The sequence below is a fragment of the Gluconacetobacter entanii genome (genome assembly GCF_013155425.1).
Lineage (GTDB): Bacteria > Pseudomonadota > Alphaproteobacteria > Acetobacterales > Acetobacteraceae > Novacetimonas > Novacetimonas entanii.
In genome coordinates, this window is the sequence record NZ_JABJWD010000042.1 from 41839 (window position 1) to 64989 (window position 23151).

Annotated in this window: 22 protein-coding genes and 1 pseudogene; 19 read left to right on the plus strand and 4 right to left on the minus strand. The window is 65.1% G+C overall.

Annotated features, from left to right (window positions below; genetic code table 11):
• Positions 1 to 279: 279 nt before the first annotated feature.
• The gene (gene pnp, locus HNH97_RS07680) at positions 280 to 2412 is read left to right on the plus strand and encodes a polyribonucleotide nucleotidyltransferase (protein WP_171790487.1); all 2133 of its coding nucleotides are present in this window, start codon (positions 280 to 282) and stop codon (positions 2410 to 2412) included.
• Positions 2413 to 2530: 118 nt separating this feature from the next.
• Positions 2531 to 3949, plus strand: a complete 1419-nt coding sequence (locus tag HNH97_RS07685; protein ID WP_110913142.1) for an NAD(P)H-dependent flavin oxidoreductase — start codon at positions 2531 to 2533, stop codon at positions 3947 to 3949.
• A 394-nt stretch (positions 3950 to 4343) separates the two neighbouring features.
• Here the strand turns inward: HNH97_RS07685 and rdgB are convergent, their stop codons facing one another.
• On the minus strand, positions 4344 to 4961 hold the full coding sequence (rdgB, locus tag HNH97_RS07690) for an RdgB/HAM1 family non-canonical purine NTP pyrophosphatase (RefSeq protein WP_171790488.1): 618 nt from the start codon (positions 4959 to 4961) through the stop codon (positions 4344 to 4346).
• Positions 4958 to 5686, minus strand: a complete 729-nt coding sequence (gene rph, locus HNH97_RS07695; protein WP_171790489.1) for a ribonuclease PH — start codon at positions 5684 to 5686, stop codon at positions 4958 to 4960. The genes rdgB and rph overlap by 4 nt, the downstream gene beginning before the upstream one ends.
• Before the next feature lie 251 nt (positions 5687 to 5937).
• Here rph and hrcA point away from each other — a divergent pair, with 251 nt between their 5' ends.
• Positions 5938 to 7008, plus strand: a complete 1071-nt coding sequence (gene hrcA / locus HNH97_RS07700; protein WP_171790490.1) for a heat-inducible transcriptional repressor HrcA — start codon at positions 5938 to 5940, stop codon at positions 7006 to 7008.
• 2 nt (positions 7009 to 7010) lie between these two features.
• Here hrcA and HNH97_RS18160 read toward each other — a convergent pair whose 3' ends face one another.
• Positions 7011 to 7145 carry a hypothetical protein gene (locus tag HNH97_RS18160; RefSeq protein ID WP_265176074.1) on the minus strand — a complete coding sequence of 45 codons (135 nt, stop codon included), beginning with the start codon at positions 7143 to 7145 and terminating at the stop codon, positions 7011 to 7013.
• Between the two features lie 83 nt (positions 7146 to 7228).
• Here HNH97_RS18160 and HNH97_RS07705 point away from each other — a divergent pair, with 83 nt between their 5' ends.
• The 12 genes from HNH97_RS07705 (at position 7229) to rimI (ending at position 20287) form a co-directional block, all read left to right on the plus strand.
• The gene (locus tag HNH97_RS07705; RefSeq protein ID WP_171790491.1) at positions 7229 to 8113 is read left to right on the plus strand and encodes an aldo/keto reductase; all 885 of its coding nucleotides are present in this window, start codon (positions 7229 to 7231) and stop codon (positions 8111 to 8113) included.
• A 105-nt stretch (positions 8114 to 8218) separates the two neighbouring features.
• Positions 8219 to 10912: a penicillin-binding protein 1A gene (locus HNH97_RS07710; RefSeq protein WP_171790492.1), complete on the plus strand. Its 2694-nt coding sequence runs from the start codon at positions 8219 to 8221 to the stop codon at positions 10910 to 10912.
• A gap of 80 nt (positions 10913 to 10992) precedes the next feature.
• Positions 10993 to 12124, plus strand: a protein-coding gene (prfB, locus tag HNH97_RS07715) for a peptide chain release factor 2 (RefSeq protein WP_110913089.1) whose coding sequence is annotated in 2 segments (ribosomal slippage) — positions 10993 to 11061 and positions 11063 to 12124 — 1131 coding nt in all. Because the reading frame shifts where the segments join, the coding sequence is not laid out codon by codon here.
• Positions 12125 to 12408: 284 nt separating this feature from the next.
• Positions 12409 to 12723 (plus strand): hypothetical protein, encoded by a 315-nt coding sequence (locus HNH97_RS07720; RefSeq protein WP_171790493.1) that lies wholly within the window; start codon positions 12409 to 12411, stop codon positions 12721 to 12723.
• Between the two features lie 103 nt (positions 12724 to 12826).
• Positions 12827 to 13594 carry a MotA/TolQ/ExbB proton channel family protein gene (locus HNH97_RS07725; RefSeq protein WP_171790494.1) on the plus strand — a complete coding sequence of 256 codons (768 nt, stop codon included), beginning with the start codon at positions 12827 to 12829 and terminating at the stop codon, positions 13592 to 13594.
• Positions 13595 to 13861: 267 nt separating this feature from the next.
• Positions 13862 to 15076 carry a tetratricopeptide repeat protein gene (locus tag HNH97_RS07730; protein WP_244949359.1) on the plus strand — a complete coding sequence of 405 codons (1215 nt, stop codon included), beginning with the start codon at positions 13862 to 13864 and terminating at the stop codon, positions 15074 to 15076.
• Positions 15077 to 15393: 317 nt separating this feature from the next.
• Positions 15394 to 16170 (plus strand): response regulator, encoded by a 777-nt coding sequence (locus HNH97_RS07735; protein ID WP_171790496.1) that lies wholly within the window; start codon positions 15394 to 15396, stop codon positions 16168 to 16170.
• Between the two features lie 175 nt (positions 16171 to 16345).
• Positions 16346 to 17734 (plus strand): ATP-binding protein, encoded by a 1389-nt coding sequence (locus HNH97_RS07740; RefSeq protein WP_171790497.1) that lies wholly within the window; start codon positions 16346 to 16348, stop codon positions 17732 to 17734.
• A gap of 138 nt (positions 17735 to 17872) precedes the next feature.
• Complete coding sequence (locus HNH97_RS07745; RefSeq protein ID WP_110913094.1) at positions 17873 to 18436, plus strand: NifU family protein; 564 nt, start codon at positions 17873 to 17875, stop codon at positions 18434 to 18436.
• Positions 18437 to 18458: 22 nt separating this feature from the next.
• Entirely contained in the window at positions 18459 to 19043 is a 585-nt protein-coding gene (locus tag HNH97_RS07750; RefSeq protein WP_110913095.1) for a malonic semialdehyde reductase, read from the plus strand.
• Between the two features lie 3 nt (positions 19044 to 19046).
• Positions 19047 to 19778 carry a tRNA (adenosine(37)-N6)-threonylcarbamoyltransferase complex dimerization subunit type 1 TsaB gene (gene tsaB, locus HNH97_RS07755; RefSeq protein WP_171790498.1) on the plus strand — a complete coding sequence of 244 codons (732 nt, stop codon included), beginning with the start codon at positions 19047 to 19049 and terminating at the stop codon, positions 19776 to 19778.
• Positions 19775 to 20287: a ribosomal protein S18-alanine N-acetyltransferase gene (rimI, locus tag HNH97_RS07760; protein ID WP_171790499.1), complete on the plus strand. Its 513-nt coding sequence runs from the start codon at positions 19775 to 19777 to the stop codon at positions 20285 to 20287. Before tsaB ends, rimI begins: the two co-directional genes overlap by 4 nt.
• On the opposite strand, the gene HNH97_RS07765 is transcribed toward rimI, so the two are convergent.
• Complete coding sequence (locus tag HNH97_RS07765) at positions 20282 to 20527, minus strand: sulfurtransferase TusA family protein (protein ID WP_110913098.1); 246 nt, start codon at positions 20525 to 20527, stop codon at positions 20282 to 20284. The genes rimI and HNH97_RS07765 overlap by 6 nt on opposite strands.
• A gap of 90 nt (positions 20528 to 20617) precedes the next feature.
• On the opposite strand from HNH97_RS07765, the gene HNH97_RS07770 reads away from it, so the two are divergent.
• The 4 genes and pseudogenes from HNH97_RS07770 to HNH97_RS07785 form a co-directional block, all read left to right on the plus strand.
• Positions 20618 to 21034 carry a MucR family transcriptional regulator gene (locus tag HNH97_RS07770; protein WP_171790500.1) on the plus strand — a complete coding sequence of 139 codons (417 nt, stop codon included), beginning with the start codon at positions 20618 to 20620 and terminating at the stop codon, positions 21032 to 21034.
• A gap of 53 nt (positions 21035 to 21087) precedes the next feature.
• Positions 21088 to 21582 (plus strand): Fur family transcriptional regulator, encoded by a 495-nt coding sequence (locus HNH97_RS07775; RefSeq protein WP_227744618.1) that lies wholly within the window; start codon positions 21088 to 21090, stop codon positions 21580 to 21582.
• A complete protein-coding gene (locus HNH97_RS07780) occupies positions 21579 to 22424 on the plus strand; it encodes a GNAT family N-acetyltransferase (protein WP_110913101.1) in 846 nt (281 codons plus the stop codon). The genes HNH97_RS07775 and HNH97_RS07780 overlap by 4 nt, the downstream gene beginning before the upstream one ends.
• A gap of 42 nt (positions 22425 to 22466) precedes the next feature.
• A pseudogene (locus HNH97_RS07785) lies at positions 22467 to 23151 on the plus strand (apolipoprotein N-acyltransferase); the annotation flags it as partial.

Genomic DNA, 23151 nt, shown 5'->3' on the forward strand with positions numbered 1-23151 from the left:
ATTCATAATGCGCCCGCCGTGGGTCGCGCGGCGGTGGGACGGTAACGCCCTGTAACCCCGCGCGACCCCGCATTTCGTGGCATTCAATCGTGAATGCCGCAAACACGCTGCCGACATGACGGCGGAGACACCCGGACAGGGTCGCAGCGTTTCAGGCCACATGGTGTATTGGCGGTCGGTCCGTCATCGCTCCATGCCGTCCGAGGCGCTGCCATCGATATCCCAATGTTCGGTCCGCTCTGTTCCGTTTGCGGTAGCCAACGGACAGGAACTGTCTGCATGTTTGACTATTTCCGTACTGAAATCGAGTGGGGCGGCCGTCCCCTCATCCTTGAAACGGGCAAGATCGCCCGTCAGGCCGACGGCGCGGTCGTCGTCACCTATGGCGACACGGTCGTGCTGTGCACCGCCGTTGGCGCAAAGAGCGTCAAGCCGGGGCAGGATTTCTTCCCGCTGACGGTCAACTACCAGGAAAAGGCCTATGCCGCGGGCAAGATCCCCGGTGGCTTCTTCAAGCGCGAAGGCCGCCCGTCCGAGGCCGAAGTCCTCAATTCGCGCCTGATCGACCGCCCGATCCGCCCGCTGTTCCCCGACAACTTCCGCAACGAGGTGCAGGTCGTCGCCACGGTGCTGAGCCATGATATGGAAAACGACCCGGCGGTCGTCGCCCTGATTGGCTGCTCGGCTGCGCTGACGCTGTCGGGCGTTCCGTTCTTCGGCCCGGTCGGCGCGTGCCGCGTCGGCTATATCGACGGCAAGTACGTCCTGAACCCGACCATCGGGCAGATGAAGGAAAGCGAGCTTGACCTCGTCGTCGCGGGCACGGAAGAAGGCGTGCTGATGGTCGAGTCCGAGGCCGTCGAACTGAGCGAGAAGATCATGCTCGGCGCGGTGACGTTCGGGCACGAGGCGTTCCAGGAAGTGATCGACGCGATCATCGACCTCGCCGAACATGCGGCCAAGGCGCCGTGGGACCTGGTTGAGCCGACCGCCGAAGAGATCAAGCTGCGCAAGAAGATCGACAAGCTGGGCCGCAAGGCGATCGCCGAAGCGTACCAGGAGCGCGTCAAGCAGGCGCGTTACAAGAAGGTCGCCGCAGCGAAGGACGCGATCCTCGCCAAGCTCGACCCGGCAGAGGCCGAGGCCGCGAAGCCGCTGCTCAAGGAGCTTGAGGCCAACGTCGTGCGCTCCGCCGTGCTGGAGACGGGGCACCGCATCGACGGACGCGACCTCAAGACGATCCGCCCGATCGTCTCCGAAGTCGGCATCCTGCCGCGCGCGCATGGTTCCGCCCTGTTCACCCGTGGGGAGACGCAGGCCCTGGTCATCGCCACGCTTGGCACCGGGCAGGACGAGCAGGTGATCGACGCGCTTGAGGGCGAATACCGCACCAACTTCATGCTGCACTACAACTTCCCCCCGTTCTCGGTCGGGGAATGTGGCCGCATGGGTTCGCCCGGCCGTCGTGAGATCGGCCATGGCAAGCTGGCGTGGCGCGCGGTGCATCCGCTGCTGCCGGGCAAGGATACGTTCCCGTATACGATGCGTGTCGTCTCCGAGATCACGGAAAGCAACGGTTCCTCCTCCATGGCCACGGTGTGCGGCACGTCGCTGGCGCTGATGGATGCGGGCGTCCCGCTGAAGCGTCCGGTCGCGGGCATCGCCATGGGCCTGATCAAGGAAGAGGAAGAGTTCGCGGTCCTGTCCGATATCCTTGGTGACGAAGACCATCTCGGCGACATGGACTTCAAGGTCGCGGGCACGGAAAAGGGCATCACCGCCCTGCAGATGGACATCAAGATCACGTCCATCACGCCCGAGATCATGGAAATCGCGCTGGACCAGGCGCGCGGCGGCCGCATGCACATCCTTGGCGAGATGGCCAAGGCGCTGACCGAAGGCCGTTCGGACGTGTCCGCTTCCGCGCCGAAGATCACCACGATTTCCGTGCCGAAGGAAAAGATCCGCGACGTGATCGGCCAGGGTGGCAAGGTCATCCGCGAGATCGTGGAATATTCGGGTGCGAAGATCGACATCAACGACGATGGCACGATCATGATCGCGGCCTCGTCCGACGAGCAGGCGGAAAAGGCGATCGAGCGCATCCGTGGCATCGTGGCGGAGCCGGAGGTTGGCAAGATCTACAACGGCAAGGTGGTCAAGACGGCCGATTTCGGCGCGTTCGTGAACTTCCTTGGCCCGCGTGACGGGCTTGTCCACATCTCCGAACTGGCGCAGGGCCGCGTTGCCAAGACCACCGATGTCGTCAAGCAGGGCGATGAAGTGAAGGTGAAGGTCCTCGGGTTCGACGACCGTGGCAAGGTTAAGTTGTCCATGCGGGTTGTCGATCAGGAAACCGGTGCCGATATCGGTGATGCGGTTGGCGCGAAGGCCGGTCGCGGCGCGCGCTGAACACGGATCGCGGACACGACCGACATGAGGGGCCGGGTACGGGGAAATGCCCCCCGTACCCACCGTCCCGGCGACATGGCCGGTGTGGACCGGTTTTACAGATGACGATGGAATGACGATGAAGGCGATCAACACGATCCGGATGGGTGGGGTGGATATCCTGCCCCTGGTCGAGGGCGGAAAAGGGGTTTCGATCTCCACCGGGGCCTCGTCCGGGCATTGGGCCGCGGCGGGCGGCGCGGGAACGGTATCGATCGTGAATGCCGATTCGTACGATGCGGACGGGAACATCGTCCCCCAGACCTACCGGGGGCGGACCCGTCTGGAAAAGCATGAGGAACTGATTGATTACGCCATCCGTGGCGGCATCGACCAGGTGCGCATCGCCCATGAGATCGCAGGCGGCAGGGGACGCATCCATGCCAACATCCTGTGGGAAATGGGGGGTGCCGAACGTGTGATCCGCGGTGTGCTCGAAGGCACGAAGGGCCTGATCAACGGCCTGACATGCGGGGCGGGCATGCCCTACCGCCTGTCGGACATCGCCACCGAACACGGGGTGTACTATTACCCCATCGTGTCGTCGGCACGCGCGTTCAATGCGCTGTGGCGGCGGTCATATCACAAGAGCGGCGAACTGCTCGGTGGCGTGGTGTACGAGGATCCGTGGCGCGCGGGCGGTCATAACGGCCTGTCGAACACGGAAAATCCCCTTGCCCCCGAAGACCCGCTGCCGCGCGTGCTGGCGCTGCGCAAGCAGATGCGCGCCTTTGGCCTTGATGAAACGCCCATCATCATGGCGGGTGGCGTCTGGTGGCTGGAGGAATGGCAGGACTGGATCGACAATCCCGAACTCGGGCCGGTGGCGTTCCAGTTCGGCACGCGTCCGCTGCTGACGCGCGAAAGCCCCATCCCCGAGGTGTGGAAACAGCGCCTGATGACGCTGAAGAAGGGCGATGTGTTCCTCAACCGCTTCTCGCCCACCGGGTTCTATTCCTCGGCGGTCAATAATGACTTCCTGCGCGAACTGCGGGCGCGTTCCGAACGCCAGATCGCCTTTTCGACCGAGGCGGTGGGCGAACATGCGACCCCCTTCAGCGTGGGTGCGCGTGGGCGCGTCGTCTATGTGACCCATCCCGACAGCGAACGCGCTGCCCTGTGGCAGCGTGAAGGCTATACCGAAGGGTTGCGCACCCCGGACAACACGCTGGTGTTCGTGACGCCGGAAAAGGCGCGCGAGATCCTGTCGGACCAGGCGGCGTGCATGGGGTGCCTGTCGGAATGCCGCTTCTCCAACTGGAGCCAGCGCGGCCCGTCCTATTCCAACGGGCACAAGGCCGACCCGCGTTCCTACTGCATCCAGAAGACGTTGCAGACGGTGGCGCATGCCCATGGTCCCGATGCGGGTGATGTCATGGAACACAACCTGATGTTCGGTGGCACCAATGCGTGGCGCTTCGCGACCGATCCCTTCTATGCCAACGGGTTCGTGCCGACCGTGGCACAGCTTGTCGAACGGATCATGACCGGACGCTGATGGGACTGTGCCGCGCTGTTGCGGGGCATGGGCCGAAATTGCAAAACCCCGCCACGGGATCGTGGCGGGGTTTTTTGTGGTCATCCGGATGGAAAATAACGGAAAGTTTTCGGGCATCGCCTTTTGAAGCTTTTTGAAAAAAGCTTCACCAAAAACTTTTATAATTTCAGGGTATTATAGAACCCGCTTTCCCAAGCAGCCTCCAAGTCACGGTTTCCAAAGGGCAATGCCCTTTGGCGGGTTTCAGGGCAGCGCCCTGAGAAAGCAGCCTGCAAAAAGAACGCCGCCCTTTTCCAAAAAGGGCAGCACCCAGAAACTTCCTTTATTTAACAGTGGGTTGATTTCGGAATTTTCCGTCACGACCCAAGGTTTTTTATGCGATGACGCGCGGGCGTCATGCGGGTTGCAGGCATCCGTCACGGAAAAGGCGGAAGGCGAGGCCCCGGTGGCTGATGGCGTTCTTCTGCTCCTCCGTCATCTGCGCGAAGGTCAGCGTGCTGCCGTTGGGGGCGAAGATCGGGTCATAGCCATGGCCGTGGTCCCCGCGCGGCGGCCAGACGACCTGCCCGTCGATGCGGCCTTCGAAGGTTGCGGTCTGCCCGTCGGGCCATGCCAGGCACAGGACGGAGATGAACCATGCCCCCCGGTCCGGATTGTCCCCCATCAGGTCATGGATGCGGCGCATGACGGCGGGAAAATCCTTGTCCGGCCCGGCCCAGCGGGCCGAAAGGACACCCGGATCACCATTGAGCGCACTGACGCAGAACCCCGAATCATCAGCCAGCGCGGGCAGGCCCGCAGCCTTTGCCGCCGCCAGCGCCTTGATTTCGGCATTGCCGGCGAAGGTGGTGGCGGTTTCCTCCGGCTCCGGCAGGCCCAGCGTCCCGGCGGAGACGACCCTGATGCCATAACCCGACAGCAGGGAGGAAAATTCGGCCAGCTTTCCGGCATTGTGGCTGGCAAGGACGAGGGTATCCCCCCGCTGCAGCCTGCGTGTCTGTTCGCCGCTCATGCCGCCACCGCCTGCGCCACGGCGTCGCGCTGGATTTCGAACAGGCGCGCCGTGCCCGCCTGCGCCAGGCGCATCAGTTCATTGAACTGCTCCTGCGAGAAGGGGGCCTGTTCCGCCGTGCCCTGGATTTCAATGATGCCGCCGGTTTCGGTCAGCACGAAATTGGCGTCTGCCGCAGCGTTGCTGTCTTCGGCGTAATCCAGGTCCAGCACCGCGCCCGCCTGTGTCAGGCCGCAGGACACGGCCGCCACCTGTGCCGTGACCGGCAGGGCAGGGATCACATTCGTCCGCACCAGTTTTTCCAGCGCGAGGCGCAGCGCCACCCATGCGCCGGTGATGGCGGCGCAGCGCGTGCCCCCATCGGCGTTGAGCACGTCGCAATCCACCGTGATGGAGATTTCCCCCAATGCCCTGAGGTCGATGCCCGCACGCAGCGCGCGCGCGATCAGGCGCTGGATTTCGTGCGTCCGGCCACCCTGTTTCCCCTTTGCCGCCTCACGCGGGCCACGGTTGTGGGTCGCACGCGGCAGCATGCCGTATTCTGCGGTGACCCAGCCCTGTCCCTTGCCACGCAGGAAAGGGGGGACGCGGGATTCGACACTGGCGGCGCACAGCACCTCTGTCCCGCCCATGCGGATCAGCGCGGACCCTTCGGCATGGCGGGCAAATCCGGTCTGGATGGAAACAGGGCGAAGGGCGTCGATGGCGCGGCCGGATGGGCGCATGAAGGAAACTCCCGATGAAAACCTGCCTCGCGGCATAGCGCGCAACCCCCGCTCTTTCCAGTCCCGTCCCCGGCGGGTGTGTCATGGGACGGTGGAATTGTGGGGGTGGCCCGTATCATGTGATTGTCGCAACACGACGTTGTCCCTATCCTTGTTCCAGGGCCATGGCCACGCCACGTCCATCGGGGAAGGCCGCCATATGGCGGTCCATCCGGATACTCATGGATGTGAAGGGGAGGAGGGAGAACGACATGGATATCGGGGCACTGTCTTCGCGTCCTGCCCTGCCGCCGGGGCTGGATGCGCGATCCGCCGCCATCCTGCGCGAAATCGTCGAACAGTATGTAGAAACCGGCGACCCGGTGGGGTCGCGCACCCTGTCGCAGCGCCTGCCGCTGTCGCTGTCGCCCGCGACGATCCGCAACATCATGGCCGACCTGACGGAGGCCGGACTGCTGTTTTCGCCCCATACCTCGGCCGGGCGCCTGCCGACGGAAAAGGGCGTGCGGCTGTTTGTCGATGGCCTGCTGCAGTTCGGCAGCCTGAGCGAGGAGGAGCGCGAGACGATCACCAGCGCGCTGGAGGTGCGGGGGCGTTCGTTGCAGGATATGCTGGGGGAGGCGTCGCTGATGCTTTCGGGCCTGTCCTCGGCCGCGGGACTGGTGCTGGCGCCCAAGAGCGATGGCACGATCAAGCATATCGAATTCGTCGCCCTCGGGCCGGGGCGTGCGCTGGTCATCCTTGTCGGCTCCGACGGGCAGGTGGAAAACCGCGTGATCGAGATCCCGCCCGGCCTTCCGCCCTCGGCGCTGGTGGAGGCTGGGAACTACCTCAATGCACACCTGTCGGGCCGCACGCTCGACATCCTGCGTGAGAAGGTGAGCGGCGACATCGCGGCCAACCGCACCGAACTCGACCAGTTGACGACGGAGGTGGTGGCCAGCGGCCTCGCCACATGGAGCGATGCGGAGGAACGCGGCGGCACGCTGTTCATCCGGGGGCAGGGGCGGCTTTTGTCGGACGTGACGGAGATTGAGCGGCTTTCGACCATCCAGATGCTGTTCGACCGGCTGGAAACGCAGGAGACGATGCTGCGCCTGCTCGACCTTGCGTGCGAATCCGAAGGGGTGCGTATCTTCATCGGTGCGGAAAGCGGCCTGTTCGGGATGGCGGGGATGTCGGTGGTGATGGCGCCCGCGCGCACCGATTCCAACCGCATCGTCGGTGCGATCGGCGTCATTGGCCCGACGCGGATCAATTACGGGCGCATCATTCCCGTGGTGGATTACACCGCGCGCGTGATCGGGCGCATGCTGGGGTAAAATCACTGATCAATAATAGAAGTTTTTGGTGAAGCTTTTTTCCAAAAAGCTTCGAAGACGCCGCCTTTTTGGAAAAAGGCGGCACCCAAAAACTTCTGAACTCTTTTGCCCGATCCGCCGTGTCCTGCGTGGGCCACAGGGCAGGTTCCGTGCAACCTGTCGTGCGCCCGTCCGTCATCAGGCGATAGGCTGTCGTACAGCACAGGTAAGGAGCAAGGCCATGACCGTATCTGCATCACGTCCCGGCGGGACCTTCAGGATTGGCGGCGAACTCGAGGTCGCGCGTCTCGGCTTCGGGGCGATGCGCATTACCGGGCCGGGCATATGGGGGGAACCCGCCGACCGTGACGCCGCACTTGCCACGTTGCGCCTGCTGCCCGAACTCGGCGTCAATTTCGTCGATACCGCCGATGCCTATGGCCCCTTCGTCAGCGAGGACCTGATCCACGAGGCCCTGTCGCCGTACAAGGGTATGGTGATCGCGACCAAGGGCGGGCACACCCGCCATGGTCCCGACATCTGGTGCCCGGTGGGGAACCCGGACTACCTCCAGCAATGCGTGCTGATGAGCATGCGTCGCCTCGGGGTAGAGCGCATCGACCTGTGGCAGTTGCATCGCGTCGGCCCCGACACCACGCCGGAACGGCAGTTCGAGGCGATCGCGGCGATGCGCGCGCAGGGACTGATCCGCCATGTCGGCCTGTCGGAAGTCACGGTGGAGATGATCGAACGCGCACGGCTGTATTTCCCGGTCGCGACGGTGCAGAACCGCTTCAACCTCGTCAACCGGTATTCGGAGGAGGTGCTGGACTACTGCACGCGCGAAAATATCGGCTTCATCCCGTGGGCGCCGCTGGCGGCCGGGGGGCTTGCGCGTGGGGACAACGTGCTGACCCGCGTGGCGCAGGCGCGGGGGGCGACCACGGGGCAGGTGGCGCTGGCGTGGCTGCTGCGGCGTTCGCCGGTCATGCTGCCCATCCCCGGAACCTCCAGCCCCGACCATGCCCGCGCCAATGTGCAGGCCGCGACCCTGTCGCTGACGGATGCGGAATTCGACGCCCTCGATCGTGACGGCCGCGCGGAATGGGACCGCCTGCGCGCCTGATCCTGAACAGGCTGTCATGCGTGTCCTGCGGATCGGGGGCGACGTGGACGCCGGACGGTGCTAGGACAGGGGCACACAGTCCCTATATTCCCTATTGGATACCGGATGACGCTTGCTGACGGATCGGGCCGCGATGGCCGGGTGGATGGAACTTCTGACGCCACGCGCGATGACGGGCGTGCGGGCGGCCGCCGTCCACGCCTACCCACCGGTGGCCCGCGCCCGCGCTATCGCCTGGTGCGCAGGCTGGCTGGCGGGGCGCTGGGTGCCGTGCTGCTTGTCGGCGGGATCGGCGGTGTCGTCGCGTGGCAGGAATATGCCCGCCTGTCCGAAGGGCTGCCGACCGTTGACGGCCTGCGCACCTACCAGCCACCGGTGATGAGCCGCCTTTATTCCGGCGATGACCAGATCATGGCGGAACTGGCGGCGGAGCGGCGGATCTTCGTTCCCTACAGCGCGATTCCCGAACGTGTGCGCAACGCCTTCCTTGCGGCGGAGGACCAGAAGTTCTTCAGCCATGGCGGCGTGGACCCGCTGGCGATCATCCGCGCGGGCCTGACGGACCTGATGATGCATGGATCCAAGCACCGGCCGATCGGGGCGTCCACCATCACGCAGCAGGTGGCGCGCATCATGCTGCTCGGCTCCAACGCCGTGTCGATGGAGCGCAAGGCCAAGGAAGCGCTGCTGGCGATGCGGCTGGAGCAGACGCTCTCCAAACAGCAGATCCTCGAGATCTACCTCAATGAAATCTACCTCGGCAACGGGGCGTACGGCATCGGGGCGGCGGCGCAGACCTATTTCAACAAGCCGCTGGACCAGTTGGACAATGCCGAGGCCGCGTTCCTTGGCGCGCTGCCCAAGTCGCCCACCAACTACAACCCCGTCCGCTTCCCGCAGGCCGCGACCGGCCGGCGCAACTGGGTGCTTGAACGCATGGCGGAACTGCACGTCATCACCCCGCAGGACGCCCGCGCGGCGGAGCAGGAACCCCTGATTCCCTCCTCCTTCACACGTCCCGGCCCGGTGCCCGGTTCCGAATGGTTTTCGGAGGAGGTGCGCCGCCAGTTGATCGAGAAATATGGCGTCAATTCCACCATGGAAGGCGGGCTTTCGGTCCATACCAGCATGGACCCGCACCTGCAGCAGGTGGCCACCGTCGCCCTGCATGAGGGGCTTATGCGCTATGACCGTGCGCATGGTGGCTGGCGCGGGCCGGTGACGCATCTGGACGGTGTGGACCCGCAGGGGGACTGGGCCAATGCGCTGGCGCGGGTCAGCGCGCCGCCCTCCATGCTGACGACGTGGCGTCTTGCGGTCGTGCTGTCGGCCACGACGGGGCAGGTTGGCTGGCTGGAGGGGACGTCGCCCGCCATCCCGCATACCGGGGAACTGCCGGCGCGGGACCGTTCGTGGATGCGCGCGGGCAAGGGGATCGCGACCGGCGATGTCGTGATGGTCGAACCGATGGCCGACAGTTCCGGTGTCGCCCTGCGGCAGGTGCCGCGCGTGGAGGGGGCGCTGACGACCATCGACGTGCGTACCGGCCGCGTGCTGGCGATGGTGGGGGGATGGTCGTTCCGTGCGTCGCAGTTCAACCGCGTGACACAGGCCGCGCGCCAGCCGGGATCGTCGTTCAAGCCGTTCGTCTACCTCGCCGCGATGGAGCAGGGGATCTCGCCGTCGCAGAAATTCGATGATTCACCGGTGTCCTATGGCGAATGGCATCCCAACAATTATGAAAAGGATTTCTGGGGGCCGACCATGCTGCACGACGCCCTGCGGGAGTCGCGCAACCTTGTCACCATCCGCCTTGCGGCACAGATCGGCATGAAGTCGGTGGCCGACATGGCGCAGAAGCTTGACCTCGTGCATTCCATGCCGCTCGTCCTGCCTGCCGCCCTTGGCGCGGTGGAAACCACCGTGATGCGGGAGGCCGGGGCCTATGCCACGCTGGCGGCGGGTGGGCATCTGGTGACGCCGACGCTGATCGACGATGTGAAGGACCGCAACGGCAACGTCATATGGCGCGCGCCGGGCCTGCAGCTTGGCCCCGTGCCATCGGCGGCGCCGGCGGCGGCGACCGGTTCCGACGTGCCGACCCCGACCCCGGCTCCGGCTTCGGCCCCGGATGCCGCGCCTGCCGCCGATGCCGCCGCCACGCCGTCCGACACCGGCCCGGTGCTGGTGGATACGCGCCCGCAGGTCGTCTCCGCCGACAGCGCGTACCAGGTGGTGACCATGCTGCGTGACGTGATCCGTCGTGGCACCGGCGTGCGCGCGGGCGTGGGTATCGACCGTCCCGTGGCGGGCAAGACCGGCACCAGCCAGGATTTCAACGATGCGTGGTTCGCGGGCTTCTCCCCCGACCTTGTGACGGTGGTGTGGATCGGCTTTGACACGCCGCAGAGCCTTGGCCGCAACGAAACCGGTGGCGTGATCGCCGGGCCGATCTGGAACCAGGTGATGAAGGCGGCACTTGCCGACCGGCCGCGGCTTGATTTCCGCGCGCCGCCGGACATGCGCCTTGCGCAGTACAATACCGGCATGGGCATGGCGATCGACGCCTTCAAGCCCGACCAGCAGCCGGGCATCAGCGTTGACATGGGCGCGGGCGCGATCGGCACCCTGACGGCGGCCGACACGGGGGCGGAGAACATGCCCGATTCCGAAAGCGACATGGCGACGATGCCCGGCCATGGCCCGGTGGGCAATGGCGTGCCGGGGGCGGTATCGCCCGGGACTTCCGCGCCACCACCGCCGTCCGGGGGTGACATCGGCATGGGTGGCCTGTATTGACGCCTGACAGGACGGCATGCCCGTACGCGGGCGGCCGGACCCGCGTGTCCTTATCACGATGAGCTTAGGAGTAAGCCCCGATGTCTGCCGAGACCGAGGCCCTGAATGACCAGATCAAGCAGTCGGTGGCGCTGCTGAGGAGGCATCTTTGACTGGGATGTCGCAATCGAACGCCTCGCGGAACTGAACAACCGCGTCGAAGACCCCGACCTGTGGAATGACGCCGAAGCCGCGCAGAAGCTGATGCGTGAGCGCACCCTGCTGGCGAACCAGATCGAGGGCGTGCAGAAGCTGGAAGGCGATGTGCGCGATACGCTCGAACTCGTCGAACTGGCGGAGATGGAAGGCGACGGCGATGTCGTCGCCGAAGGGGTGCAGGCCCTGCGCGCGCTGGCCGACGAGGCGAAGCGGCGCGAGACCGAAAGCCTGCTCTCGGGCGAGGCGGACGGCAATGACTGCTACCTCGAGGTCAATGCCGGCGCCGGCGGGACGGAGGCGCAGGACTGGGCTGAAATGCTCCTGCGCATGTACACCCGCTGGGCGGAGCAGCATGGCTACAAGGTGACGATGATGGAAAGCTCCGAAGGGGAGCAGGCCGGGCTGAAATCCGCCACCATCCTCATCAGCGGCCCCAACGCCTATGGCTGGCTGAAGACGGAGGCCGGGGTCCACCGGCTTGTGCGCATCTCCCCCTTCGACGCGGCGGCGCGGCGGCAGACCTCGTTCGCGTCGGTGTGGGTCTATCCCGTGATCGACGATTCCATCGAGATCGACATCAACGAGGCCGACCTGCGTGTCGATACCTTCCGCGCATCCGGCGCGGGCGGGCAGCACGTCAACAAGACGGAATCGGCCATCCGCATCACCCATATCCCCACCGGGATCGTGGTGGCGTGCCAGACCGACCGGTCGCAGCACCGCAACCGCGCGACCGCGATGGCGATGCTCAAGGCGCGGATGTACGAACAGGAACTGCAGCGGCGCGAAGCCGCGGCGGCACAGACCGAGGCGGCGAAGACCGATATCGGCTGGGGCCACCAGATCCGTTCCTACGTCCTTGCCCCCTACCAGTTGGTCAAGGACCTGCGGACCAACGTGGAAAAGACGAATCCGGGGGCCGTCCTCGATGGCGACCTGGATGATTTCATGGCCGCCTCCCTTGCCGCACAGGTCGGGGCCACCCGGTCGGAGGCCAGCGCACAGGCGCAGTGACCAGCCTGCGCCCCGTCGCGGGCGCACGCGCAGGATCGTGTTTTTGCATCCATGCCTGTCACAGGCGGGCATGGATGCGCGCCCGTGCCGCCTTTTAAGGCCGGGTATGAGGCGCTTGCGGGAAAATTGTTCCGTTTCCGGTGCATAACCGCCTTGACATGCGACGGCGGAAACCGCCCAATCCCATAACAGGCATCCATCATGCATCATGCCCTGTCCCGTCGGGCGGACAGGCATGCGTGGCGATGCCATGGCGCTGGTTTGGGATAAGGGATGGTTCCGGGATGGATTATGTAAGACTGCAACGTCGGCAGACCCCATTCGGGCGGGTAATTGCGGGTGTTGCGGCACTGCATGTCATTGCCGTTGGCGTCCTTGCCTATGGCCTGCATCCCAAATCGTGGAACATGTTTCCCTCTCCGCCCCGGGCGCAGTTGATCCCGTTGCGGATCGTCAGGGATGCGCCCGCCTTCCTGCCCGCCGCCACCGTGCCACAACATGGGCCCGTCCTTTCCACCATTCCGGTCGCCCCACCGATCGCGCCGCCCGATATCGCGCGGATGCTGCATGGGCATGACCATCCGGGTCATGACAAATGACCGCTTACCCCATGGCGGGCCGGTCCCGGCCCTGTCGTCTGCCGGTTCCTTGTATTGCTGGAACCCCGCACCGTTTCTTTCCCGTCAGAGGATCTTGATTACAATGACCCGACAGCATCGTATCCTTCTTACCGCGGCCGTAGTGCTGATGACGGCCGCACCGGCCATGGCTTTCGCCGCAGGCGGAGGAGGGGCGGAGGCCAACCCGTATGGTCTGGGCGCCCTGTGGTCGAACGGTGACTTTATCGCCCGCACCGTCCTGCTGATCATGGTCGTCATGTCGGTCGGCACCTGGTACATCATGATCAGCAAGTTCCTGGAACAGGCGCGCATCCTCAAGGATGCGAAGATCATGAAGAGCGAATTCTGGAGCAAGCCGACCATCCAGGCCGGTGCGGACGCGATGCCCGAAAGCTCGCCCTTCCGCTACATCGCGCAGACCGGCATCACCGCGGCCGAACATCACGAAGGCACGATGCAGGAAGCGATCGACCTGCATACCTGGACGACGATGTCGATCCTGCGTTCGGTCGAACTGGTGCAGACGCGCCTGCAGGGTGGTCTTGCGTTCCTCGGGACCGTGGGTTCGACCTCCCCGTTCGTCGGCCTGTTCGGCACGGTCTGGGGCATCTATCACGCGCTGACGGCCATCGGCATTGCCGGTAACGCCTCGATCGACAAGGTCGCGGGCCCGGTCGGTGAATCGCTGATCATGACGGCCATCGGCCTTGGCACTGCGGTGCCGGCGGTTCTGGGCTACAACCTGCTGGTGCGTCGTAACAAGGGCGCGATGGACGAGGTGCGCAACTTCGCCGCCGACGTGCAGTCGGTGCTGCTGGGTGGTTACCGTCACCTCGACCCCAATAGCTGAGGCATCACTGGCGCGCGGCGGCAACATGCCCGCGCGCCGTGTATCCGTACTGGCAGGGCCGACGTTGGTCATGACGTCGGCCCGTGCCGTTTCTGGGCCGGGGGCGCGTGTGCCCGAGCGGCCCTTCTTCCTTGCAGAGCGGTGAATATTGCGCTGTCATTCTGGCCATGCGCGGCGCGGTCCGCGATTACGGGTCATGACCGATTCATGGAAAGGACACTCACGTTGAAAACCACTAATCTGAAATCGTCGTTCCGGGCGCGTGCCATGCTGCTGGCCGGTGCGGTGACGGCACTGCCGTTGTCCGTGTTCCTGATGGTCCAGCCCGCGCAGGCCGCCGACGTACTGGGCGAGAAGGTGGGCAAGAACCTCCAGACCGCGCAGACGGCCCTTGCCGCCCACAAATACCCCGAGGCGATGGCCGCCGTGAACGCGGCCGATGCCGTGTCGGGCAAGACCGAATACGAATCCTATACCATCGAGCAGATGCGCGCGGCCGTCGCGGCGCAGTCGGGCGATGTCACGGCGGCCATCTCCGCCTATGACAAGCTGATCGCCTCGAACCGCACGCCTGCGGCCACCAAGGAACAGATGGCGCTGGCCGAGGCGTCGATGGCCTACACCGCGAAGGATTATCCCCGCGCGGCACAGGTGGCCGACAAATATATCAAGGCGGGTGGCAAGAATCCGCAGATGTACACGATCCTGATCCAGGCCTATTACGTGGGCAAGGATTACGCCAACGCCGCCCGCGCGCAGCAGGCGCAGATCGATGCGGAGATGAAGGTCGGCACCAAGCCGACGGAAAACCAGCTTCAGCTTCTTGCCGCGTGTCAGGCGCAGACGCATGACCAGGCGGCGCTGATGAAGACCTATGTGGCGCTTGCGACCTATTACCCCAAGCCCGATTACTGGGCGCAGGTGGTGCATTCGGCGCTGAGCAACCCGCACATGTCCCCGGCGCTGCGGCTGGATGTCGATCGCGTCCGCTTAGCGGCGGGCCTGGTGAAGACCCCGGCGGAATATATCGACATTGCCGAACTGGCGATGCAGGCGGGCCTGCCGCAGATCGCGCTTGACGTGATGAACGAGGGCTACAGCACCAACGTCCTGGGTCATGACGCGGGTGCGGCGCGTGAAGACCGGCTGAAGCAGATGATCGTCCAGACGGTGGCGGACCGCAAGGCGAACATCGCCACGGCGGAAACGCAGGCCCAGCAGGCCCCCAACGGCAATGCGCTGCTGACGACCGGCTACAACTACGTGACGTTCGGGCAGGCGGACAAGGGCCTGCAACTGATGAACGCGGGCATCGCCAAGGGCCCGACCGACATCAACATCGCCAAGCTGCATCTGGGTCTGGCGCAGGCTGCCGCCGGGCAGAAGGCGGCCGCGATCACGACGCTGAAGAGCGTGGGTGGCGACAATGGCGCGCAGGACATCGCGCAGTTCTGGGTGGTGAAGCTTGGCGCACCGGCCTGAAGACGGATTGTGAAATAATCGCCTGATAAAACGCATAAAAGTTTTTGGTGAAGCTTTTTCCAGAAGGCTTCAGGGAACGCCGCCTTTTAAAGAAAAGGCGGCCCCCAGAACTTTCATGATTTTTCCGGGCAGGCTTCGCATACGGCGGGAGGGGGCATGACAGCCTCCTCCCGCCGTTGTCGTTTGCGGACATGGGCCGGCGGTTCCTGACATTTTATGACATATGACGCACCCTTTTGCCCCATCCGCACGTTGGATAAGGTGAAAGCTGCACATTCAGCGATCATTGTTCGAATTTCAGGGAAATACTGCCAGGCATGACCACACATCCATCTGTTGATCCTGATCTTCCCGCCCGTATCGTGGTTGTCGAGGACGACGCGGGCATGCGTACCCTGATCGTGCGGGCGTTGCAGGGCGACGGCTATCGCGTGCGCGGGGTGCAGGATGCATCGGAAATGTGGGACGCCCTGGTGGCGCAGCCTGCCGACCTGATCATCCTTGATGTCATGCTGCCCGGCACGAACGGGCTGGACCTGTGCCGCGCCCTGCGCTCGGGCGAGGGGACGGTTCCGGCCGGGGGCGCGGATGTCAGCGAGGTCCCGATCATCATGGTCTCCGCCCGGGGGGAGGAACTCGACCGTGTGCTGGGGCTTGAACTCGGCGCGGATGATTATGTGCCCAAGCCGTTCGGGCAGAAGGAACTGCTGGCGCGTGTGCGTGCGGTCCTGCGGCGGCGTGGTGGTGGCATCACGACGCCAAGTGCGGGGCGCCCGCGCAAGGAGACGCTGCGTTTTTCCGGCTGGACGCTGGACCTGCGCCGCCGTGAACTGACGGACCCGTCGGGGGCGGCGGTGGAGATTTCCGGCGCGGAGCACGACCTGCTGACCAGTTTTCTCGACAATCCGCAGCGTGTGATCGGGCGTGACCGGCTGCTGGAACTGTCGCGCACGCGCCTTGGCGATGTGTCGGACCGCAGCGTGGACGTGCTCGTCAGCCGCCTGCGGCGCAAGCTGGGCGCGGATGCCGACAACCTGATCCGCACCGTGCGCGGCATGGGCTATATCTTCACGTCCGAGGTGGAGCGCGTCTGAAAAGACAGCCTCTCGATAAAACGAATAAAAGTTTTTGGGTGCCGGCTTTTTTTCAAAAAAGGCGGTGTTCTTTGAAGCTTTTTGGAAAAAGCTTCACCAAAAACTTTTGAAAATTTGCAGGATGTTTCTTGGGCGGGTTTTTGGAACAGTATCCGAGCAATAGCGGCAGGCAGCCATGAAAGAGGCCCTGTCCGACGCGCCCGCGTCGCGTCGCATCACGCTCTGGCCGCGTGGACTGGTGGGGCGGGTGATGTTCGTCCTGCTTGCGGCGGTCGCGCTGGTGTTCGTTGGCAGTTCGGTCTTCTATGAGGAGGCCGAGACCTACACCATCGACGATGCGCAGCTTGACCAGGTCAGTGAACGGCTGGTCATCGACGCGCGCGTGCTGGCGGCGACGCCCACATCGCAACGCATGGTGCTGGCGGCCATGCTGTCCACCCCCGACCTGACCATCGACTGGCGCACCAGTGCGCAGGAAGGCGTGGTCCGTCCCGAACCGGGGGCCCTGCGCGGCCTTCATGAACGCGTGGCCGGCAGCGTACCGGCGTTTCAGGGCGATGTGCTCAACCTTGCGGGCACGGTGACGGCCACATCCGACATCCGTGGCGTGCTGCGCCTGCCCGATGGCAGCTTCATGGGCTTCAGTGCGCCGGACCTGCTGCAGCCACATCATATGCGCCGGGGCATCGTCTCCGCCGCCGTGCTGGCCGGCGCGGTGCTGCTGGCGGCGGGCATGCTGGTGCGCGCGCTCAGCATGCCGCTGCGGGCACTGGCGCAGGTGGCCGATACGGTGGGTTCGGGCCGGTGGGTCCCGCTGGAGGACAAGGGCCCGCGGGAGGTCCGCTACCTCGCGCGCGCCATCAATGCGATGCAGGAGCGCATAGGCCGCCTGATCGCCGACCGGACGGAGGCTCTGGCCGCCGTGTCGCATGACCTGCGCACGCCACTGGCGCGCCTGCGGTTGCGGGCGGGGTTTCTGGAGGACGCGGCGGCACAGGCGGAAATCGAGGCCGACGTGACCGAGATGGAGGCCATGATTGCAGGCGTCCTCGCCTATCTGGCGGGGGAGAATGATCCCGAACCGGCGCGTTCGGTCAACCTTGCCTCCATCATCGCGACGCGCGTGGATGATGATGCCGACCAGGGCAGGCCCGTCACCTATGAAGGACCACACCAGGCGCTGGCGGTGGTGCGGCCGCTGGCGATGAAGCGGGTGATCGGCAACCTGATCGACAATGCCCTGAATTACGGGGGCAACGCGCATGTCGTGCTGCAGGTCGAGGCGCACAGCATCCGCATCCGGGTGGAGGATGACGGACCCGGCCTGCCGGAGGCGGAGCTTTCGCGTGTCTCCACGCCGTTCTACCGCGTGGAGGGATCACGTTCGCGCGCCACCGGCGGCATGGGGCTGGGCCTTGCGATCGTCAATCGTGAAATCATGCGCGAGGGCGGGAGCCTGCGCCTCTATAACCGTGACAGTGGCGGCCTGTGCGCGGAAATCATCCTGCCGCGTGCGGGGCAGGGGACGTTGCCCGCAACCGAGCGCAAGGTGGCGGTGTCCTGACGTGACGGCACGCCCGGAGGGGATGCCGCGGCCTTTATCGTGTGACCGGGGGTTGTGCTGGCGTGGACCACGGTACATCTGGATGCTAACAGGACCAAAGATATCCGCCTTCCTCTATCTGTCGGGAAAGACCGCAGCATGTTCATAGAAACCGAAGATACCCCCAATCCCGCCACCCTGAAGTTCCTACCTGGGCGCGAGATCATGCCCAATGGCGCGACGGCGGACTTCATTGACGCGGATTCCGTGGCGGGCCGTTCCCGCCTGGCAGAGGTCCTGTTCGACCTTGAGGGCGTGTCACGGGTGTTTTTCGGTGGCGATTTCGTGGCCGTGACCAAGGCCGACGCCGTGGACTGGGATGACCTGAAGCCGCAGGTGCTGTCCGCCATTGCCGACTACCTCGCCACCGGGCAGGCACCCGTGGAGCAGGAAGCCGTGGTGGTGGAAGACGCGATCGCGCCGGGGGACGAGGAAATCGTCAAGCAGATCAAGGAACTGCTGGATACGCGCGTGCGTCCGGCCGTGGCCGGCGATGGCGGCGACATCGTCTTTCGCGGCTATCGCGACGGGATCGTGCGCCTGACGATGCAGGGGGCGTGTTCGGGCTGCCCGTCATCGCGCGCGACGCTGAAGCATGGGGTGGAAAACATGCTGCGCCATTACGTCCCCGAAGTGGTATCGGTCGAACAGGTCGAAGCCTGATACGCCGGGGTGGGAAAGTTTCATGGTTCTTGATGATGCCGGGCTGGACATCCTGTTCCGTGCCGCGCGGACGCCCGCGGCATGGAACGAAAGTCCCGTAACGGAAGAGACGCTGCATCAGTTGTATGACCTGGTGCGGCTTGGGCCGACATCGGGCAACTGCTGTCCCGCGCGATTCGTCTTCCTGCGCACGCATGACAGCCGCGAACGCCTGCGTCCCGCCCTGTCGGAAGGTAACGTCGCACGTGTGATGAGCGCGCCGGTCACGGTAATCGTGGCGTGGGACCCGCTGTTTTTCGACCGTATGGACGTCCTCAACCCCGAACCGGGCGTGCGGTCATGGTTCGCCGCCGATGTGGGCCTGGCGGAGGAGACGGCGATACGCAACAGCACGCTGCAGGGGGCGTACCTGATCATGGCGGCCCGTGCGCTGGGGCTGGATGCGCTGCCGATGTCGGGGTTCGACGCCATGATGGTGGAGGAAACATTCCTGCACGCCCATGGCTGGCGGGCCAATTTCCTTGTCAACCTTGGTTACGCCGATCATGGGTTCGATACGCCGCGCGCGCCGCGTCTTGCTTTCGACGATGCCTGCGTGATGGCCTGACGCATGCGGGTGCTGGTTCTGGATGGCGCGCAGGCCGGGGCGCAGGCGCGTGCCCTTGTGGCCTGCGTGCGCATCACGCCCGAAGGGTGCATGACCGAACATCGGCACGAGGCCGAGGGACGCGGCGGGTCGGAAGGGTTTCCCCTGCTGGCGCGTGACCTGATGGCCGAATGTGGCTGGACCATGCCGATGCTGGACATGGTGGCCGTGGTGGTCGGGCCGGGATCGTTCACCGGCCTGCGTGCCTCCATTGCCTTTGCGCAGGGACTGGCGCTGGGGCTGGGATGTGAGGTCGTGGGGGTCACGACGGGCGAGGCCCTGGCCGTTTCCCTGCGTGCGCAGGTCGCTGCGCCGGGGACGCGGATCCTGTGCTGCTCCGTTGCGCGGCGCGGCCGGGCCTTTGTCGAATCCATTCCGGCGCAGGCTGGACGGGGGGACGGGGAGGTCCGTGCCGTGATGCTCGATGATCCCGCCGCCCTGCCGTCTGGTCCGCTTCTGCTGGGCGGGAGTGCCGCTGCCGACGTGGCGGCCACCTGTGCGCGGGGACGGGCGGATGTGACCATCGCCCCGCTGTTGCGGCCCGACGCCTGCGCCATTGCGCGCGCGGCGCTGCTGCGGCGTGAGGGGGGGCTGGCGCCGCGTGCGGTGCTGCCGCTGTATGTTGATCCGCCGGAGGCGAAACTGCCCGCGGCGGGATTGCGCCCACCGCCGCGCAAGGCAGACGACAACGCATGAATGTCGCCACGGGGCCGGTCGTGGCCGTGCCTGCCGCGATGGCGGACCTGCCGGCGCTGGCGCGGGTCCATGCGGCGTCCTTTGCCCCGGACCAGCAATGGGATGCCCCGGCGCTTGAAACCCTGCTGGCGATGCCCGGCGTGGCGCTGGGCGTGGCCATGGCGCAGGCCGGGGGACGGCAGGTGGTGGCCGGCTTCATCATGGTGCGCACCGTCCTTGACGAAGCGGAAATCCTGACGCTTGCGGTCGATCCCGCATTCCGGCGGCGCGGACTGGCGCGCGCGCTGCTGTCATGGATGGTGGACATGGCGGCGGGGCAGGGGGCCGCGCGCCTGTTTCTGGAGGTGGGCGTGGACAACACCGCCGCGCTGGCCCTGTACCGTGATGCGGGCTTTGACGGGGTGGGGCGTCGGCGTGGCTATTACCCCGATGGGTCCGATGCGCAGGTCATGGCGCGCGACGTGACGCCCGCACGCGATGCGGAGTCGGGCGCATGGCCGACGTTATGACATTTTTTTGATGATCAGCAGGACATGGGTCAGTCCGTCGTCCTGCGCCTCATGCATGGCGACTTCATGGCCGAGCAGCCTGACGCTGCGACTGACATTGTCCAGCGGTTCGTCACCACGCAGGCGCACCTGTAATCGTCCCCCCGGCGCAAGCCGGTCGAGTGCAAGTCGCGTGCGCACGAATGTCATGGGACAGACGTCGCGGGTGATATCTATTTCCTCAACATCAATACCGGGCATGTTACCTGATATTCCTTCATGGGTATGGTTGCGGTCTTGTCCGGATTATTTATATAAGATGCATGTATTTCTACTGACAGGACCAAGTTGATGGCTGACGAAACAGCGGATGTGGAATTGCGGGAACTGACCGCCGAAATCGTGTCCGCGTATGTTGCACGCAATACACTCGATGCCGAGACGCTGCCGGACCTGATTCATCAGGTATATGAAACGATGTCCTCGCTCGGCAAGGTCGAGGCCGCGCCTGAAAAGCCGGTTCCGGCGGTGCCGCTGAAAAAATCGGTCTTCCCCGATTATATCGTCTGCCTTGAGGACGGGAAGAAGCTGAAGATGCTCAAGCGTCACCTCAAGACGGCCTATAACATGACGCCGGAAGAATATCGCGAACGCTGGGGCCTGCCGCACGATTATCCCATGGTCGCACCCAGCTACGCCAGCCACCGCTCCAAGCTTGCACGCAAGATCGGGCTGGGAACCAAGGATCGGGGCGCGGACCAGGCGTGAAGGATGACGGTGTCGTTGGACAATCGATCTGATGATGGGCTACGCCTGTAACCATGGCAGCAGGTAGTGATGTAATGGAATCGCGCATCGGGCGCATGTGTATCGAGCGGGGCCTGAAAATGACGGGGCAGCGGCGGGTCATCGCACGCGTCCTGTCGGAAGCGCAGGACCATCCCGACGTGGAAGAGCTGTACCGGCGCGCAGCCCAGCTGGATTCGCGCATTTCGGTGGCCACGGTCTATCGCACCGTGCGTCTGCTGGAGGAAAAGGGCATCCTTGAACGCCGCGATTTTGGCGGTGGCCGTGCCCGTTACGAGGCGACCGAGGAAGGCGACCATTATCATCTGATCGATGTCGAGACCGGAAAGGTGATCGAGTTCGAGGACAGGGAGCATGCCGAACTGATCCGTCGCATTGCGCGTGACCTCGGCTTCGACCTCGTTTCCCACCGGCTGGAGCTTTTCGCGCGCAAGCGGCCTGCCGACGCCGGACAGGACACCGCCGCGCCGTCGCCGCCGGCACGCACGGGAGGCAGGTCAAAACGATGAGCGCCGAGAAAATCATGCACTCCCTGTCCACGCTGGATCTGGAGCGCAACGGCTTTCCCGAACTGCGTGGCGGCAACCTCGGGGTGCGGATCGCCTGCACGGATGAGGAACGCGATGCAGCCCAGGCCCTGCGCTATCGCGTATTCTATGAGGAAATGGGCGCCCAGCCTGATGAACGGACGCGGCGGCTGCGGCGTGACATCGACGAATTCGATGAATATGCCGACCACCTGCTGGTGATCGACCATGCGATTTCCTCTGGCGCGAAAGGGGTCGTGGGCACCTATCGTCTGATGCAGGGCGATGCGGCGCAGAAGCTGGGACGTTTCTATTCCTCGAATGAATATGACATCTCGCCGCTGACGGAATTTCCCGGCCGGTTGCTGGAGGTCGGGCGTTCCTGCGTGGACCAGGCCTATCGCGGGCGCGCGGCGATGCAGTTGCTGTGGCGCGGGATCGCGTCCTACATCTTCCTGCACCGTATCGACGTGCTGTTCGGGTGCGCCAGCCTGCCGGGGACGGATCCCGAACCGCTGAGCAACGAACTGACCTATCTCTACCACAACCACCTTGCCCCGCCCGCGCTGCGCGTACGCGCGCTGCCTGAACGGCGGGTGGAAATGTTGCGCCGTGATCCGCAGGCGCTTGACCACCGGCGCTGCCTTGCCGGACTGCCGCCGCTGATCAAGGGATATCTGCGGCTGGGTGGCTATGTTGGCGATGGCGCGGTGATCGATACGCAGTTCAACACGACCGATGTTGCCGTGCTGGTCAAAAGCGAACTGCTGGCGGACAAGTATTACCGCCATTACGAACGTCGCCTGCGTGACGCCCTTGACTGACGCGCCGGGGCAGGGCGGTTTGCCATATATCCCTGCGCCGGAATGAAGCTTCCCACCGTTTTGCGCACATGGCATGACGCACTGCCCCGCCTTGCTGGCTGGCGCGCGGATGTTGCGATGCTGCTGGTCGGGGCGCTGGGGGCGCTGGCGTTGCCGCCGGTCCATCTGGTGCCGGTTCTGGCGCTGTGTTTCCCGATCCTGATGCGCATGATCGACGCCGCCCCCGACTGGCGCGTGGCGGCGCGGCGCGGCTTCATGTTCGGGCTGGGGATGCATACGGCGGGGCTGTACTGGCTGACCGATGCGATCATGCTGCGCGCCGATGCGTTCTGGTGGCTGGTGCCGCTGGCCTCGCCGGGATGCGCGCTGATCCTGACCCCGACCACCGCGATTCCCGCCGCCCTGTCGCGGATCGTGCCTGCGGGCGTGGCGCGTGGCCTTGTGCTGGCGGCGACATGGACGCTGGCCGACATGATGCGGGTCTTCATCTTCAGCGGCTTTCCATGGAACCCGCCGGGCAGTGTCTGGGAATTTCCCGGCGTGGCGGGCGATGTGATGATCCAGCCTGCGGCATGGATCGGGGTCGATGGCCTGACGCTGCTGACGGTGGTGCTGGCGCTTGCCCCCCTGTGGGGACGGCGGGGATGGATGGTCATTGCCGCGACCCTGATGCTGTGGGTGGGGGCGGGGGCGGTGCGCCTTTCATCCGGGGTGCGGGTGCGTGATG